The 15,039-nt window shown below is 65.7% G+C and carries 12 protein-coding genes and 3 pseudogenes; 8 read left to right on the top strand and 7 right to left on the bottom strand.

The window, feature by feature from the left end; all coding sequences use genetic code 11:
• Positions 1–167 precede the first annotated feature (167 nt).
• Together ACRWNP_RS35815 and ACRWNP_RS35810 are read right to left on the bottom strand one after the other, a co-directional pair.
• Entirely contained in the window at positions 168–692 is a 525-nt protein-coding gene (locus ACRWNP_RS35815) for a Dps family protein (RefSeq protein WP_431968993.1), read from the bottom strand.
• Between the two features lie 167 nt (positions 693–859).
• A complete protein-coding gene (locus ACRWNP_RS35810; RefSeq protein WP_431968991.1) occupies positions 860–1,942 on the bottom strand; it encodes an alpha/beta hydrolase in 1,083 nt (360 codons plus the stop codon).
• Positions 1,943–2,267: 325 nt separating this feature from the next.
• Here ACRWNP_RS35810 and ACRWNP_RS35805 point away from each other — a divergent pair, with 325 nt between their 5' ends.
• Positions 2,268–2,492 (top strand): hypothetical protein, encoded by a 225-nt coding sequence (locus ACRWNP_RS35805; protein WP_431968989.1) that lies wholly within the window; start codon positions 2,268–2,270, stop codon positions 2,490–2,492.
• 642 nt (positions 2,493–3,134) lie between these two features.
• Here ACRWNP_RS35805 and ACRWNP_RS35800 read toward each other — a convergent pair.
• The 3 genes and pseudogenes from ACRWNP_RS35800 to ACRWNP_RS35790 form a co-directional block, all read right to left on the bottom strand.
• The gene (locus ACRWNP_RS35800; protein ID WP_431968987.1) at positions 3,135–3,815 is read right to left on the bottom strand and encodes a hemerythrin domain-containing protein; all 681 of its coding nucleotides are present in this window, start codon (positions 3,813–3,815) and stop codon (positions 3,135–3,137) included.
• Between the two features lie 87 nt (positions 3,816–3,902).
• Positions 3,903–4,961 carry a histidine kinase gene (locus ACRWNP_RS35795; protein ID WP_431968985.1) on the bottom strand — a complete coding sequence of 353 codons (1,059 nt, stop codon included), beginning with the start codon at positions 4,959–4,961 and terminating at the stop codon, positions 3,903–3,905.
• 423 nt (positions 4,962–5,384) lie between these two features.
• Positions 5,385–6,990: pseudogene (locus ACRWNP_RS35790) on the bottom strand (ISL3 family transposase).
• Positions 6,991–7,245: 255 nt separating this feature from the next.
• Here ACRWNP_RS35790 and ACRWNP_RS35785 point away from each other — a divergent pair.
• Complete coding sequence (locus ACRWNP_RS35785) at positions 7,246–7,674, top strand: response regulator (RefSeq protein ID WP_431968983.1); 429 nt, start codon at positions 7,246–7,248, stop codon at positions 7,672–7,674.
• Here ACRWNP_RS35785 and ACRWNP_RS35780 read toward each other — a convergent pair.
• Together ACRWNP_RS35780 and ACRWNP_RS35775 are read right to left on the bottom strand one after the other, a co-directional pair.
• Positions 7,664–8,323, bottom strand: a complete 660-nt coding sequence (locus ACRWNP_RS35780; RefSeq protein ID WP_431968981.1) for a response regulator transcription factor — start codon at positions 8,321–8,323, stop codon at positions 7,664–7,666. The genes ACRWNP_RS35785 and ACRWNP_RS35780 overlap by 11 nt on opposite strands.
• Before the next feature lie 94 nt (positions 8,324–8,417).
• On the bottom strand, positions 8,418–9,245 hold the full coding sequence (locus tag ACRWNP_RS35775) for a helix-turn-helix transcriptional regulator (protein WP_431968979.1): 828 nt from the start codon (positions 9,243–9,245) through the stop codon (positions 8,418–8,420).
• A gap of 281 nt (positions 9,246–9,526) precedes the next feature.
• On the opposite strand from ACRWNP_RS35775, the gene ACRWNP_RS35770 reads away from it, so the two are divergent.
• From ACRWNP_RS35770 to ACRWNP_RS35745, 6 genes and pseudogenes are all read left to right on the top strand, one after another.
• Positions 9,527–10,495 carry an alpha/beta hydrolase gene (locus ACRWNP_RS35770; RefSeq protein WP_431968977.1) on the top strand — a complete coding sequence of 323 codons (969 nt, stop codon included), beginning with the start codon at positions 9,527–9,529 and terminating at the stop codon, positions 10,493–10,495.
• A 109-nt stretch (positions 10,496–10,604) separates the two neighbouring features.
• Complete coding sequence (locus tag ACRWNP_RS35765; RefSeq protein WP_431968975.1) at positions 10,605–10,835, top strand: hypothetical protein; 231 nt, start codon at positions 10,605–10,607, stop codon at positions 10,833–10,835.
• Between the two features lie 423 nt (positions 10,836–11,258).
• Positions 11,259–11,687 (top strand): annotated as a pseudogene (locus ACRWNP_RS35760) (M20/M25/M40 family metallo-hydrolase); the annotation flags it as partial.
• A gap of 259 nt (positions 11,688–11,946) precedes the next feature.
• Entirely contained in the window at positions 11,947–13,083 is a 1,137-nt protein-coding gene (locus ACRWNP_RS35755) for a DUF4331 family protein (RefSeq protein ID WP_431968973.1), read from the top strand.
• Positions 13,084–13,482: 399 nt separating this feature from the next.
• Positions 13,483–14,418, top strand: a pseudogene (locus ACRWNP_RS35750) (XRE family transcriptional regulator); the annotation flags it as partial.
• Positions 14,419–14,530: 112 nt separating this feature from the next.
• The coding region (locus tag ACRWNP_RS35745) for a hypothetical protein (RefSeq protein WP_431968971.1) at positions 14,531–15,039 on the top strand (509 nt) is incomplete at its 3' end.

The following is a 15,039-nucleotide window of genomic DNA, read 5'->3' as shown; positions in this document are numbered from 1 at the left end:
GGCCGCCGGTGAGGAACCACTCGGGGGTTCAGCCACGAACGACCAGGGACGGTGACCATCTGATCGACATCGCCCAACACCTACAGAGGTGGATTGTCAACGGTTGACCGCCCAGCGCGGCACATCGGATGCCGGCCAGTCGGCAACCTCTTGATCCTGCAGCGTCGTCACGCGCGGGACTGCTTGTCCGAGCCGTTCTCAGCAGCGACCATCCAGGCATGCTTCTCGAGGACATCGGTGATCATGTGCAGCAGGTCAGCAGTGGCCGGGTCCTCGCCGTCGATGACGTCGTGCAGATCTCGAACAGTGCTGATGGCAGCCTGGAGGCGGCGAGTGACGATGCCAACGACGGTCGTGGTGTCCTGCTGGCCTGCGGGGAACTCGGGCAGAGTCGTGGTGGTGACCACTACTTGGGATCGACCGTCGGGGACCGCGCGAATCGCCCGCATGCGCTCGGCGACAGTGTCGCTGGCGTCACGTGTGGCATCGGCGATTTGGTCCAACTGGAGGTGCAGAGTACGGAAGTTGCGCCCGACCACGTTCCAGTGGGCCTGCTTGGTTTGGCTGTGGAGTTCGATCAGGTCGACCAAAATCTGCTGCAAGGCCTCGGCCAGGTTGCGGGATGCCGTGAACCCGGTCGCGGCAGCTTCCTCCCGCCGTCGGGTACTGAAAACTGTGCTCGACGTGGTCATGGGGGATTCCTTTCTGTAGGTCTTGAGAACGTGCTGACGTCGGCACGCGGCGGTGTACGGTCTTGGACCACTGCCGGCGCTCCCGGAGCCGAGGCCCCGGGAGCGCCTATCTCAAGTTCTGCGGCGTGCGGGGAGGTCGCATCGCCCGCGGGAACGGCCTGCCGACTTCAGTGCTTGGCGTGCAGGCCGTCGTAGAGGTACGCGTTCGCCTGGTTGACCGCTGCCTTGGCTGCGTTGGTCTTGCCGAGAGCGTTGAGCATGAGGAAGTCGTGGATCATGCCCTGATAACGCACCGAAGTCACGTCGTTTCCGGCGGCACGGAGCTTGTTGGCGTAGGCCTCGCCCTCGTCGCGCAGTACGTCGGCTTCCTCGGTGATCACGAGGGCCTTCGGCAGGCCCTTGAGCTGGTTGAGGTTTGCGCGCAGCGGGGAGGCGAGGATGTTCTTGCGGTCCTTGTTGTTGGGAGCGTAGGCGTCCCAGAACCACTGCATGGCCTTGCGCGTCAGCCACGGTCCATCGGCGAACTGGCGGTACGAGGCGGTGCTGAAGTTGGCGTCTGTCACGGGGTAGAAGAGGACCTGTTCGCGCAGCGCCGGGCCACCTCGCTGCTTGGCCATGAGCGCGACGACGGTTGCCATGTTGCCGCCTACGGAGTCCCCGGCGACCGCCAGGCGCGAGCCGTCGACATTGATGTCACGGCCGTGCTGGGCAACCCACTGCGTGGCGGCGTAGGCCTGCTCGATGGCGATGGGGAAGCGGGCCTCAGGCGAGGGGGTGTAGTCGACGAAGATCACGGCTGCGTGGGCGCCGTTGGCGATCTGACGGACGAGTCGATCGTGTGTGCTTTCATCGCCCAGGACCCAGCCGCCGCCGTGGAAGTACATGATGGCGGGCAGCCGACCCGAGGCGCCCTTGGGGCGCACGATGCGGACCTTCACCTTGCCGGTCGGCCCGACCGGCAAGGTGCGGTGGCTGATGTCGGCCGACAGCAGGTCGGCCGGATTGCTCTGCACGTTGTCGAGAGCCTTGCGGGCGTCGGCATAGCTGAGCGTGTAGATCGGCGGGTTCTGCGCCGCGGCGGAAGCGAAGACCTGAGCGTCGTGCTCGAGGACCGGCTCGGTGGCCTTACTGGCAGTCGTGGTGGAAGTCGTAGCGCTGGCCCCGGAGTTGGCTTCGAACAGGATTCCGAAGGCAAGGGGCAGGGCGGCGGCAACAGCGACGGTGCGGCCGACACGACGACGGACAGACATGAACGCACTCCTGGAGGGGTAGTCAGCATTGGGAAGGAGCCGCTGACGGATGCCCCGCCCAGCGACACCACGAGTCTTCCGGCTGGGCTCTGTCGTCGGCTGTCGAGCGGGCACCAGGGTTCAGGAAGGAACCCCTGCCTTCGCTGTTGGGGTTAACCCCACAGCTGGCTCTCAGGAGCTCTCTAGGCACAACTGCTCGCGACAACTCACTGCCGCTCAAGAGGAAGCGCCGCGGTGGTGACCTGCGGCTCCTCGGACGGAAACAAACGGCAGCGCGACGTCTTCGCTCACCATCGTGCCCGAGAGTATGCGGTGATTTCCGGCCGTGGGTTCGAAGTACTGTCGCCGGGTTGGCTTCCGTATCGGCATCGAAGCGGCGGCCCCTCTCGACGTCTTCACCGCCGACCTCTACCTGGAAGTCGCCTGGAAGCACAAGGCCTCGGGCGACAGCATTTCGTGCGGCGTGGGGTTACTGGTGTTCAAGGCGCTTCGGCGTCGCAGCTGCTGTGCGGCGTGCGGAGTGCCCCAAGCGGTCAGCATGGAGCACTGATTCTGGCCTGGAAACGGACCCTCTCATGTCGTTGTTGCTCCCGTGATCGACGACGGCGCCGCGCCCCTTGGACATCGGACAGCCGGTGTGACCGGCAGCCACTCCGGTACCTACAAGGTGCTGAAGCGGCAGTGAACGGCGTGGCAGGCAGCAGGGTCCTGCTGCAGAGGACCAGCAGCGGTTGGACCTCGACTTTGCAAGGAGACCGGCGCCTCACGATCGAAAATCCATGCAACGCGTTCCCGTTCACCCGGATGCACTGGAGTCCACAGGAAGGCTAGGCAGCAACATAGGTGGCAAGACAGGGCTGCCCCCGCTCGGGACGCGGATCCGGAGCAGGGACAGTCCATACAGACGTGTTGAGCGGGTCTCGCTGGCGTTCAGCGTTACGGGCTTGCCGTGGCCCTCCGCCCCGCTGGAACGGTGGGATTGACTGCCGGCTTCGCGGTGTCCGACCGTGACAGCTCCAGGACACTGCGGCCTGGAAGGCAGTAGCTAGTGCACGCGATCCACCTACAGTGCGGCCGTTCACGCACCACCGAGTCAGGGACTCCACCCTGTCAACCGCCCGCTATCAGGCCGATGGACCAGGGCTCCCGGCCCACTGCCATCCGAGGCTAGCGCGCTCGCCCAGCTAGAGCGTCATGCGATGGGCGCCGCGACCGGACCGAAGATGCGTCGGGCATGGCGCGCGTAGGCACGCGGACCGAGGACGGGCATGAGAAGACGGGGAACCAGCGGGGCGCTGGACAGCATGAGCGTGACCACCTCAGGCTCGGCCAGCGAGGCGAGCATTCCAAAGATGATCGGCAGCTTGCTCTTCGGAAGACCGTTGATCGCATGGTCTCCGAACTGATGCCACTCTTCGGCGGTCAGGTACTCCGACGCCAGTGACAGGACGTCCCTCTCCTCGATCTCAAGATGATCACGGAGGCGGCTGGCCAGCCTCTCCAGCACGTCGGCAAGCGCGTTGCTCCGAGCAACGGAGGGGTCCCCTCGCCACACGTTCAGTTCCGAGGACGCCTCGGCCATCAGCGCGTCGATCTCCTCGTGCTGGCTTTCCAGCAGCTCAACCACAGACCCAAGGCGGTCGCCGGCACGGTCGCGGAGCTTGGGCCACAGCAGGTCGTCCTCGCCCTTGTGGTGAAGGTGCAGGAACTCAGCGATCAGCTGAATGTGATCCGCAACGATCGCAGCCCGACGGACGTCCCCAGGCGCAACGTGCAGCACCAATGCGGGCATCCGGCCGTAGCTCATCCGGAAAGCGTCGTGGACCACGAGCATGTCGCGGACGTCTGCTCGGTCGGCAGTCGAGTGGGTCATGGATGTGTACTCCAGGTAGTGAACTTATTGCTTCTGCTCCACGCTTCGGCATGGCGCGTGACGGGCCGCACGAGGCGGAGCACCGCCTCAGGCCGGCTCGAAGGTGACAGGCATGCGGGCCACGATGGTCGTGCCCTGTCCTCTGGGAGAGTCGATTGTCACGGTGCCGTCGTAGGCGGCGACCCGGTCGTGCAGGCCAAGCAGGCCCGACCCTGGGACGATGTCGCCGATCCCGCCAACCCCGTCGTCGGCGACCGTTAGTTCCAGGTGTTCGTCCAGGCAGAGCGAGATATCGATCTTGGAGGCGTCGGCGTGTTTCACTGCGTTTGTGACGGCTTCGGCAACGAGGAAGTAGGCATTGGCCTCGAGCGCTGCCGGCAGGCGTTGCCCGCACTCCCCACTGAATCGCGTGGGAACTGGGCAGCGGGCCGCCAGGTCGGAGATAGCTGCCGTCAAGCCGCGAGAGGTCAGGACCGAGGGGTGTATCCCGGAGGCCAGATCCCGAAGGTCAGCGACAGCTGCCTGCGCCTCATCGGCGGCGTGCTCCAACAGGGTCAGCACTTCAGGTGACGCATCGGGCAGTAGCTCTCTTGCGAGGCGGAGCCCTATCAGAATGCTCACCAAGCGTTGCTGGGCCCCATCGTGAAGATCCCTTGACGTCCTGCGTCGCTCAGCCGTGATGCTCTCCACGATGCGCCGCTGCGCGGCACGTGAAGCCGCCGCTCGTATCTCAGCCGCCGCGCGTTCCCGCTCAGTCCGCTCCAAGGCGAGGCGTTCCGTGACGTCGAAGAATGAATAGACGACGCCGATACCTCCCGGAAGAGTGATGGGTGCAGACCACCACGAGGCAGGGAAGTGCGAACCATTTCGGCGCATGAACCACCCGTCATCCCTATGCAGAGCTCTGCCGGTGCGTGCCGGGCTCAGCATGGGACATTCCGATGCTGGGAAAACGGAGCCGTCCGGCCGGTAGGGGTGAAGGGTCTCGTGGCTCGGGCGGCCCACCAAATCGGCCTCGCTGTCGTAGCCGAGCGCTGCCACCGCAGCAGGATTCGTGTAGAGGATGTCGCCATCAGGCGCCACGACCCAGACCGCCTGCGGCACGTTGTCAAGTATGTGTGGAAGCAGCGTCCCGACCTGTGTCACTGAACCGTTCCCCTGCTGAGTCGTACAACAACTTGCGCGCGGTGCAAACACCACCCCGACATTCTGCTTCGACGCTGCTCCCGCAACCAGGACGTACTGCGTACACCCTGGCGTCATGAGTGCCGCACGTGCGATGGAAGCCCGCAGTAAAGCGGGAGACAAACCTGTCGGTCATCATCAGACTTCGCTGTGACCTGTTGAACACGCCCCGTGGTACCTACGCGTTGTTGGGCGACTCTTTGCCGAACCCGGATCGTCCTGCACACCGCGGTGCGCGATCATTTAGGGCGGAGCGACCCCCTGTGCCAACATGGCACGGCTGTCGCAACGGGGATGTGTGTCGGCGACGGTTGAAATGAGGTTCTGGATCACTTTCCGTGCTGGGGCCACGGAGGGTCACCGAAACCGCGATCATGAACGGCCTCACGCTGCGAGGAGGATCCGCTTGCGTAGGAGGTCGAAGCTGGCGCGGCCGAACATCTGGCGCTTCAGCATCTTGATCTTGTTGTTGTGTCCCTCGACCGTGCCGGAGCTGTAGGGCAGGCTGAGGCCTGCGACGACGGCGTCGAGGTCCTGGCCCAGACCGCTCGCGAAGGTGCGGAGTGCGGGCAGGTCGTCGCTGCGGACATCGTTGATCCACTGGTCGAGCCTGCCGCCCTGGCGGTTGGTCATCAGCTCGGCGAAGGCGCGGACGTAGACTGCGGCCCGGTCGAGTTCGGGGCAGCGGGCGAGGATCTCCTTGAGCCGTTGGGCCTGGTCGTGGCCCAGGTGGTCGGGGTGCCGGGTGATCCAGCTGGTCACGTCCCGGACGGAAGGCGGCTTGCGGGGCGGAGCCGCTTGAGGAGAGGCTTCGCGGAGCTGGCGAACGTAGCGTCTGACGATGGTGGTGCCGCCTGGGTAGCCACGCTCGCGGAGTTCATGGAACAGCTGGGTTGCGTTGGTGCAGCCTTCCTGCCATCGCTGGTGGAGGTAGGGCTTGTGGGGATCGAGGATGCTGGTGCGGCCGGTCCACTTGCCGACCAACAGCTCATCTGGGCTCGCAGCGTGGGCGAGGCGGAGCACGGTGTTGCGGGCCAGGCCGAGCCGGCGGGCGATGGGCCGCTGCCCGAGGCCTTGGTCCAGCAGGGCGTGGACGGCTTGGTGCTGTTCTCGGACGCGGTCCGAGAGCCGGCCGGACCGGCGGGGCTCGTCGGACGGCGTGGCCTTCAGCTGGGCGGTGTCCGGCACTGGGATGGTGCCCGTCGGCGTCTGGTCTGAGGGGTCTCGCAACAGGGCCCGGTGGCCGATGACGGTCTTCTCGACGGCCTCGACGAGGTTGTGCCAGATATGCCATCGATCAGCGACATGGATAGCATCCGGCGCCCCGAGCCGTCCGGCCTCGGCGTAGGCAACGGACCGATCGCGGCAGATCACCTCGACACCGGGATGGTCGGCGAGCCACGCGGCCACCGTCTCGACCGTCCGGTCGGGCAGCACATCGATCGGACGACGCGTCTCGATGTCCACCAGGATCGTGCCGTAGACATGTCCCTTGCGCAGCGCGAACTCATCCACGCCCAGCACTCGCGGCGTCTTGAACGTCGGATCGGGCAGCGTGCGTATCAACCGCAACAGCGTGGATCTGCTCGCCGTGGCCGTCAGCACGCGGGCCAGGCGGGCGCCGGCCCGCCAGCATCAGCGCCACCTGCTTCAGCACCGCCTGCAAGCCGACGCTTCGCCGCCCGTAGCGGAAGGTCAGTCCCGTGATCTGCTCGACGAACGTCGCCCGCGGGCACTGTTGCTCGCGGCAGCGGAAACGGCGGACACGTAATTCGATCACCACCCGGCGGCCACCGGCCTCACGGTCGGCCAGCCGCCGTACGTACCCACTGTGCACACGGCTCGATGCCACACCGCAGCCAGGACACCCCGCCTGGTCCGCGACAGCGCGAGCCCGTACGATCACGAACTCGCCTTCCAGCAGCGCGTCTTCGATCAGCACACCCTCGACCTGGTGGCACCACAGGTCGGCCAGGACCACATCACCCATGGCCGTTCATGATCGCGGTTTCGGTGACCCTCCGTGGCCCCAGCACGGAAAGTGATCCAGAACCCAAATTGAGCCGCTGCCGACAATGTGGAACCGAAGTTGCGGTAGGCCCGGGGCAGCCAGGCCCGCGGTAGGAGCGTAGACTGCATGGCTCGTCGATATCCGGGTCGTGGCCTCGTTGGTGCCCGGCCGTGGACGGCGGTGTCCTTCCCTTGGTGGCACCTCGACTGTCAGGCAGCATCGCGGCTTCTATAGATGGTTGCGAGCCTGAACAATGTGGGGCTTTCCCCATGGTGCCCTGCTTCTAGGTTGCTTCACCATGGCTGCATGGCGGCAAACATCCTACTGGTCGACGACGACCCAGGTTTCCGACGCGTCGCTGCCGCGTTGTTGCGGGCACGCGGCATGAACGTCATAGGCGAGTGCGCGGACGGGAGGTCTGCAATCGAGGCTGTGCGTACGCACGAACCAGACGGCGTTCTACTCGACCTTCACCTACCGGACCAAGACGGCATGGCTGTCGCACGAGCCTTGCGAGAAGGACTGCACCCCCCGCGTGTCATCCTGACCTCCACCGAAAGGTCCCCATGGTCGAAACACGAATTGGCTGCGGCGGGGGTACGGGCTTTCTTGACCAAGGATCTGCTCTTCGACAGCGACTTGCTGCGGCTGTTCAGTTCTTGAGGTACTCCAGTACGGCAAGCACCCTCCGATGCTGAAGAGAGTCCGCTTGCTGCAGCCCCAGCTTGAGGAAAATTCCGGTGACATGCCGCTCGACGGCGGGAACGGTGACAACCAACTTCGCGGCAATGCCCACGTTAGAGTGCCCCTCTGCCATGAGGGCCAAGACATCACGTTCCCTGGGTGTCAGCCGGTCAAGCGGGCCGGCCGCACGTTTGCGGCCCACTAGGGTGGCGATGACGTCCGCATCCAGTGCCGAGCCTCCGTCGGCCACACGCTCAACGGCCTCACTAAGGATCTCGGCTTTGGCTACCTTTTCCTTCAACAGGTACCCGACCGCGGACGGATCGTCCCCCACGAGATCGAGTGCGTAGCTCGCTTCGAGGAACTGCGAAAGGACAACGACACCCGTCCCCGGGTGCGTAGCTCGAATCTTGAGGGCGGCCCGCAAGCCGTCGTCAGCCAGATTCGGGGGCATGTGGATGTCAGTGATGACGACGTCGGGGCGGTGTTCCGACGTCGCCCACATCAAGTCGTTAGCGTTGCCCACCGCCGCAACAACTTCGATTCCAGCGCGGGTAAGGATGGCCGTGACCCCTTCCCGGACAATTGGCTGGTCCTCACCAAGGACGACGCGGATTCGAGCCTTCATTACAGATCCTTCGACGTGTTCCGGACGCAACGAGTAGGGCGAAAATTTTCAACAAACGAGAATGATTCTGCGCGACACGCGTTGCGAACTGAGGCTATTTTTCCGCAGCCTTCGCTTGCAAGAAATCTAGTGCTACCTGACTGGGAGAATCCGGCTCCGCTTTCCACGTAATCAGCCGCTGACCTGGGGTATGATTTACGAGAAAGTGATGGGATTCGAGCTCAATCTCCCCAACCTCCGGGTGAAAATAGCGCTTGTACGGACGCATTTTCATAGTAACGTCGTAGCTCGCCCAAAACCTACGGAACTCCGGGCTGCGCGAGTAAAGTTCCTCAACTAGTGACATGATATACCCGCTGGGGTCGAGGTCAGCGGAAGCGCGCAATGCGGCCACGTAGGGCTGCGCCATCTCTTCCCAGTCGAGGTAAAGTTCGCGCGCCGCCGGGTCGAGGAACATGAACTCCGCAACGTTGCTTTCCGGTGGCACTTGTGGGAACAAGGTCCTGCACAGCGTGTTCTCGGCCAAAATATCAAGCCGGGGCCCGATGATAATTGCAGGAACTTTCCACCCGTCGATCATGCGTACCATATCGGGGCACGCCTGCGATTCGAAGTCAATGCCACGACCCCGATCTTGGCGACGGCACGTTTTCCGGGCCAGGCGGTACATGTGTTCCGCCGCCTCTGCATCGAGCTGGAATACCCGTATGAGCGCATCCAGGACCTGGTTGGACGGTTGCTTTTCGCGCCCTTGCTCAAGCCGCGCGTAATACCCCTTGCTCAGGCCCGCTAGTGCCGCTACCTCTTCGCGACGCAATCCCGATGTCCGTCGAAATCCCCCGCCAGCCAGACCTACCTGCTCCGGTGTCGTCGCTACCCGGTGAGCCCGTATGAAATCACCGAGAGAATTGACCTGGTGCATGGCCACATTGTACTGCCCATACGGGCATGTCGCGCAGCCCAGGAGGCCCCATGGGTGTACGTCGCACGTACACCTTCCGTGGTCGTAGGGTTCTCCCTATGCCAGCTGCTCGGGCTGCCCCGGATGGATCGTGGAGGCTGCTCGACAGCTGTGAGCGGATGGTCTCGGCACGATGAGAAGCGAATCGGAGCGACCTGTGAGCCCCTTGGGGCTGGTTTGGATCCGGGACTGACCACCTGCCGGGGAGGGATTCCTTCCGGCGTCTTGCAAGGGAGTTTTTCGTGTCCGAGAACGTATTCACTGCGCCCGTTCTGGAGCCGGCCGCGGCCGAGTTCGCGAGGGCCACGGCCAACCCGCCGTTCCTTTTCGACCTCGGTCCGATCGAGGGCCGCAAGGCCGTGGACGAGGTCCAGTCCGGCGACATCGCCAAGCCGGCTGTGGACGAGGAGTGGATCACTGTCGAAGGCGGCCCGACCGGCGCCGTCCGGGCGCGCATCGTCAAGCCCGCCGGCTCCACTGGCAGCCTGCCGGTCGTCATCTACATCCACGGCGCCGGCTGGGTCTTCGGCAACGCCCACACCCACGACCGACTGGTGCGCGAACTCGCCGTCGGTGCCCGGGCCGCCGTCGTCTTCCCCGAGTACGACCTGTCCCCCGAGGCCCGCTACCCCGTCGCCATCGAGCAGAACTACACCGTCGCCCGCTGGGTCGTCACCGATGGCGCCGCGAAGGGCCTGGACGCCTCCCGCATCGCGGTGGCCGGAGACTCCGTCGGCGGCAACATGACTGCCGCCCTGACCCTCATGGCCAAGGAGCGGGGCGACGTCCCACTGGTGCAGCAGGTGCTGTTCTACCCGGTCACCGACGCCAACTTCGACACCGTGTCCTACCAGCAGTTCGCCGAGGGCTACTTCCTGCGCCGCGACGCCATGCAGTGGTTCTGGGACCAGTACACCACCGACCCGGCCGAGCGGGCGCACATCACCGCCTCCCCTCTGCGGGCCACCACCGAACAGCTCAACGGCCTGCCGCCGGCCCTGGTCATCACCGGCGAGGCGGACGTGCTGCGCGATGAGGGCGAGGCCTACGCCAACAAGCTCCGCGAAGCGGGTGTCCCGGTCACCGCGGCCCGCTACCAGGGCATCGTCCACGACTTCGTGATGCTCAACGCCCTGCGCGGCACCCACGCCGCCGAAGCCGCCATCACCCAAGCCGTCACCGTCCTGCGCCACGCGCTCGGCACCGCCTGACCTGTTCATCGGAATCTTCGAGATCCCAAAGAGACTCCGGCGCCGGGCTCACGGCCCCATACAGACGAGCCCGGCGCCGGTTCGCCAAGCACTGCGCGATGGACGCGCGATGCGAAAGCCCTCCTCACGACAGAAAGAGCACCTGTTGCCCTCCGAACGCACGAAAAGGGCCCTGGTACAGACCCTGCTCCTGCCGCTGCGCATCGCGGCCGTCGCGTACTGGTACGCCGGCGGCCGCGTGATCCATACGTCGCGCAGCGAGGAAGCGGCCCTCCGGAGAGCCCGCCGCAAGGCTTCCGAGCGGCAGGCGCCAGGCGGAACCGAGAAAGGTGATCGATGAACAAGGCCTACTGCGAGCCGCCCCCCGCGCCGCAGGCCGACTGGAAGGCTTCTGCGGATGAGCCGACAGCGGAATGCACGCAATGCCGGGAGCCGACCGAATACGTCCTGGCTGTTCCCGGCGCGCCGTTGTGCGCGCGCTGCGAGTGGCTGGGGGCCCAGCGAACGGCCTGCTCGGGCTAGCAGCACTACGGCTCGACGGAGCAGGGAGCGGTCTGGCTTCCCGTCCCTCCGGGCCCTCAGGCACCGGGATGCCACGCTCCCGCCGGGCATCGAAAATCACGCACGCGGGCGGGTACACGACCAGCCCAGCGGCGGGAGAGACACCCCATGGACGTGTCACCGGGCGTCCCTTCGTCCGCGCTGTGCCACGTCAGTGGCCCTGCCAAGCACGCCATACCCACCTTCTTGACGGAGCCCGACCATGCAGCACGAACCCATCGCCGCAACGATCACGGCCCTGATGCCTGCCGCACAAGCAGAACTGGCCGAACTGGTCGCGTTCCGCTCAGTCGCGGATCTCGCCGTCAGTCCGCGCGCCGAGTCCGAGAAGGCCGCCCAGTGGATCGCCCGAACGCTGCGCGCCGAGGACTTTCAGGACGTTGCCATCCTGGACATGCCCGACGGGTGGCAGTCCGTCTACGGCTACCTGCCCGGACCGCAGAACGCCCCCACCGTACTGCTGTACGCGCACTTCGACGTCCAGCCTCCCCTCGAGAACGCTTGGACAACGGCGCCGTTCACGCTCACCGAACGTGACGGCCGGTGGTACGGCCGGGGTGCGGCTGACTGCAAGGGCGCCGTTCTCATGCATCTGCTGGCTCTGCGCGCCCTCAAGGCACACGTCTCCGTCAGGCGGACTGACCCGATCAGGGGCGGTTGCCGGCCGGCAACCGGCACCCGCCCGCAGGCCCGGAGCCGGGTGGCAGGTACGGCCTCGGCTTCTTTCGGTGGAACCAGCCGGGACCTGAACCTCGCTGACTCGATGGCTACAGGGCCCTACACCCATCGGGCAGCGCACCTGGAGACGGCCCGACGGTCTTGGGTACCTCGCTCCCGGGAATCGGTATCGCCTGAGCTGCACCCGGTTGCCGCCACTTCACTTGCACTGCATGGTGGAAAGGACCGGCGCAACGTGTGACGGCCTTGCCCGGCGTCGCACATTGCAGCCAATGCTGCGCACGGTAGCGCCGTCACCGATCGGGAGTAGCGCCATGTCCCATCACCTTGACTGCCCTCTCGCCCGGCAAGACCCCCGTCTGGACATCACCGATCTGTACGTCTTCCGGGGCGAACGTGGGACCGTCTTCGTGACGAACCACAGCCACTCTCTGGCAGGTGAGGACATTCCCAGGGGCTTCCACCCCGAGGGACGGTACGAGTTCAAGATCGACACCAACGGCGACGCCGTCGAAGACTTGACCTACCGTTTCACCTTCGGCGAGCGCGACGCGGAAGGAAACCAGGCGTACGAGGTGCGGCGCCTGGCCGGCCCCGAGGCCCGCGACCCCGATGCGACTGGAACCGTCGTCGCACGCGGGGAAGCGGATCACACGGTGGAGACCACCGCTGGGGGCCGCGTGTGGACGGGCAAGGCCGGCGACCCGTTCTGGATCGAGCCCGATGTCCTTCAAGCGGTCGGTCGGGCCTTCCAGGACGGCACCAAAGTCGACCTCTCGGAATGGAACCCGGCCGAGGCCAAAAATCTGTTCGCAGGCCACACGGTGTACTCCGTCGTCCTGGAGGTCCCCGACGAGGAACTGCTGCCCGCGGCCGGCGACGACCACACAATCGGCGTGTGGGGACTTGCCTCCCTCGCGACCGACGCGGGCGGCTGGCGGCCGATCAACCGGGCCGCGCTGCCCATGATCCACCCGCTGTTCACTCAGTTCAACGAGGACCTGGGCAACCGCCTCAACCAGAACGTCCCCGCTGACGACCTCCAGCTCCACGGCAAGGCCGTCGCCGACGCCGTCGCGGGCGTGGTGCGTGCCTACGGCACCTCGGAGAACCCCGAGGCTTACGCCGAGGTCGTCGTCAACGCGTTCTGCCCCAATATGCTGCCTTACCGGATTGGCACGCCGGCCTGCTTCGGCTTCGCCCAGTGGAACGGCCGGTCGATGACCGACAACGCGCCCGACGTGATGTTCTCCTTCACATCCAATACGCCGGTCACGCTGTCGATCGGCAGGGAGTCCGTCACGTCCAAGCCGTCCTCCACCTTCCCGTACGTCCCTGCCGTCCCGTAACGGCGCAGACGTCGTATCACCGTCGGCGTAGGTGCGCCCACGGAGGGGCATGCACTCGTTCGTGCCTGGCGCTGCGAATCTGCCTACAGAGGTCATGCAGGGAGCACGGGGCTAGGCCGCCTCACCACTCCCCACGGCGTATGGCGCACCTTGAATGACGCTGCCTTGGATCACTTCTTCCGAGACGCGCGTCTCCTGCCCCTTACGGGCCGGACACTGACGGACGCAGCTCAACTTCGAGCAGAACTGTGCCCAAGTCTCGATACCGGTTCACACTGCGGTAGTACCGTGCCGCCCGGGTCTGTACGTGTAACCGGTCGCCGATGGTCTACGAGCCGGTCTCAACATGACGCTCCCTTTTGACCATGCACGCCTAACACTTCCTCTCAAGCAGCTGATGTCACGCCTGCCGCGATCAGTCAGTTCGAGAGCGGTGCCACACGCCCCAGCCCGGAGACTGTCAGCGCCCTGGCCGAAATCCTCGCAGTGCCTCCTCAGTTCTTCCGTGAGGCCATGATCGAGAGTCATGAGGGCTTCTTCCGGTCGCTGCGTCGGACTTCGGTGGCCGATCGCCGCCGTGCCCGAGCCATCGCTCAAGTCGCCCACGATCTCGCCGTCAAGGCGTCGGCCGCCCAGCGGTTCCAAGTGCGCAACGTGCCGGTGATGCCCGTGAGCGGGCTGGAGGCCCCAACGGGTGAAATCGAGCAAGCTGCCACTCGGGTCCGAACCCTGTGGGGTCTCCCCTCGGGCCCGGTTCCGAATGTGGTCGAGCTCCTCGAAGCCCACGGCGTCGCGGTGATTCGTCTTCCGCTCGACAGTGCGGGTGTTGACGCCTTCTCCCTGCCCTTCCCTGACCATCCCGTCGTCGTCCTGGGCGCCGACAAGAACGACCGCGCACGGTGCCGCTTCGACGCCGCGCACGAGTTGGCTCACCTCGTACTCCATGGCGAACAGATCTGAGGTGTGAAAGAGGTCGAAACCCAGGCCCACACGTTCGCGGCAGCCTTCCTCATGCCCGCCGGGGACATCCACGACGAATTGCCGACGACGGTCGACTGGCCAGCGCTGTTCGAGCTCAAACGGTTCTGGCAGGTATCCCTCGCCGCCCTGCTCATGCGGGCCCGAACCCTGGGTCGCATGAGCGACAGCACCTACTTGACCGCTATCAAGGCAGCATCCGCGAGGGGATGGCGCCGCATGGCACCGGTCTCTCTCGGCCGACCGGAACAACCCACAAGGCTCCTGAGCTACCTGTCCTCCCCCGAGAGCGGCACCGCCCGTGCTGTCCAGCCGCTGCGAATCGTGGAGAGCATCGAAGCCGCTTCAGCGGTATGAGAAGCTGTTGTCTTTCCGATCTTGAGGTCAAGGTTTTCGCTGGTCGGGCATGGGTTTGACGTTTTGGCGGGAGTGATGGTGCGTCGTGTCGTCGCTTGCCGGGAGGTCTCGGATGCCGTCGGTAGTGGGACTGCTGGAACAGCGCGAGCTGGTCGCTCGCCGTCGCGTCGACGGGCTGCGGGAGGAGGCCGACCGCGTCCAGGCCGAGCTGGCGGTGGCCGAGCGGGAGTGGCAGGAGTGGGTGATCGCCCGCAGGCGGGTCGACACGGTGCTGGCTCCAGACGGTGGCACCGCCGCCGACACGCAGGCCACGCCGGACTCGCGGGATCCGGATAGGCGGCCTGCGCCTGGGGATGCGGCGAAGGCGAAGGCGCAGGTGCCGGTGTGGAGGCAGGGACTGGCCTGGTCGGTGCTGTCGGCGGACTACCAGCGGATCCTTCAGGTGCTCGCGGACCGGGCCCGGCTCGGGCAGGGTTCGCTGACCTGCCAGGAGATGGCCGCAGCCTTCGGGATGGAGGTGGTGCCGGCCAGGGTGGAGGCACTGCGGTCGAAAGCCAAACGCCTGGTCGCCCGCGGCTGGCTGACCGAGCCGGCGCCCGGACGGTTTACCCCCGCGAAGGG

The sequence above is a fragment of the Actinacidiphila sp. bgisy160 genome (assembly GCF_965342435.1).
Taxonomy (GTDB): Bacteria; Actinomycetota; Actinomycetes; order Streptomycetales; family Streptomycetaceae; genus Actinacidiphila.
This window is presented reverse-complemented; position numbering and strand designations above follow the sequence as displayed.

Bases quoted from the DNA above. Each gene is read 5' to 3' on its own strand.
- ACRWNP_RS35815 (WP_431968993.1), bottom strand. From the start codon at position 692: ATGACCACGTCGAGCACAGTTTTCAGTACCCGACGGCGGGAGGAAGCT.
- ACRWNP_RS35810 (WP_431968991.1), bottom strand. From the start codon at position 1,942: ATGTCTGTCCGTCGTCGTGTCGGCCGCACCGTCGCTGTTGCCGCCGCC.
- ACRWNP_RS35800 (WP_431968987.1), bottom strand. From the start codon at position 3,815: ATGACCCACTCGACTGCCGACCGAGCAGACGTCCGCGACATGCTCGTG.
- ACRWNP_RS35785 (WP_431968983.1), top strand. From the start codon at position 7,246: ATGGTTGCGAGCCTGAACAATGTGGGGCTTTCCCCATGGTGCCCTGCT.
- ACRWNP_RS35780 (WP_431968981.1), bottom strand. From the start codon at position 8,323: ATGAAGGCTCGAATCCGCGTCGTCCTTGGTGAGGACCAGCCAATTGTC.
- ACRWNP_RS35775 (WP_431968979.1), bottom strand. From the start codon at position 9,245: ATGCACCAGGTCAATTCTCTCGGTGATTTCATACGGGCTCACCGGGTA.
- ACRWNP_RS35765 (WP_431968975.1), top strand. From the start codon at position 10,605: ATGCGAAAGCCCTCCTCACGACAGAAAGAGCACCTGTTGCCCTCCGAA.
- ACRWNP_RS35755 (WP_431968973.1), top strand. From the start codon at position 11,947: ATGGTGGAAAGGACCGGCGCAACGTGTGACGGCCTTGCCCGGCGTCGC.